The sequence below is a fragment of the Vibrio sp. 2304 genome, assembly GCF_033339475.1.
Lineage (GTDB): Bacteria > Pseudomonadota > Gammaproteobacteria > Enterobacterales > Vibrionaceae > Vibrio > Vibrio alginolyticus.
Genome location: NZ_JAWOUQ010000131.1, coordinates 1 through 527, shown reverse-complemented (window position 1 = coordinate 527; position 527 = coordinate 1). Strand labels below are relative to the sequence as shown.

Below are 527 nucleotides of genomic sequence, written 5' to 3'. Positions count from 1 at the left end.
AGATGCCGTTAGGCAAGCTGATGTGCTGGGTATGTATGGCGTTCTTCGTCTTCGTACTGGTACTGCTGACGCTGGAAGATGATACCCGTCAGGCGTTGATGGTGACGCCGCTGTGGTTCATCGCGCTGGGTCTGGGCTGGTTGTTTATCGGTAAGAAACGTATGGCGGGTATGCGTTAAGCGTTGTCATATCGGACACAAAAAAGGCCACATAAGCAGTGGCCGAATTCGAACTTCAGGAAGGCGCTCTCGGGCGCCTTTTTTTATTCACCTGCGAGGGCACGCGGGAACAACACATTGTTTTCCAGGCTGATGTGTTCCATCAGATCGTCGATCATCTCGTTGATACCGTTATACATCGCCTTCCAGGTGGTACAGGCTTCCGGCGGCGGCGTCACGTTGTGGGTGATGTGCTTAATGACTTCCAGCAGTTCGCCCGCTTCATCATGCTCGCTTTCCATCACGCTGATCGGCCCCCCGGCCTGGGCGCCCATTCCCTGTTTGATCATCGGGAACAGGATCTGCTCC

General features: G+C 54.6%; 1 protein-coding gene. It reads right to left on the bottom strand.

Annotation, left to right across the window (positions count from 1 at the left end; translation table 11 throughout):
- Window positions 1-262 precede the first annotated feature (262 nt).
- Window positions 263-527, bottom strand: a 265-nt coding sequence (locus R7P64_RS24640; RefSeq protein ID WP_318124264.1) for a hemerythrin domain-containing protein, incomplete at its 5' end; no start/stop codon positions are given.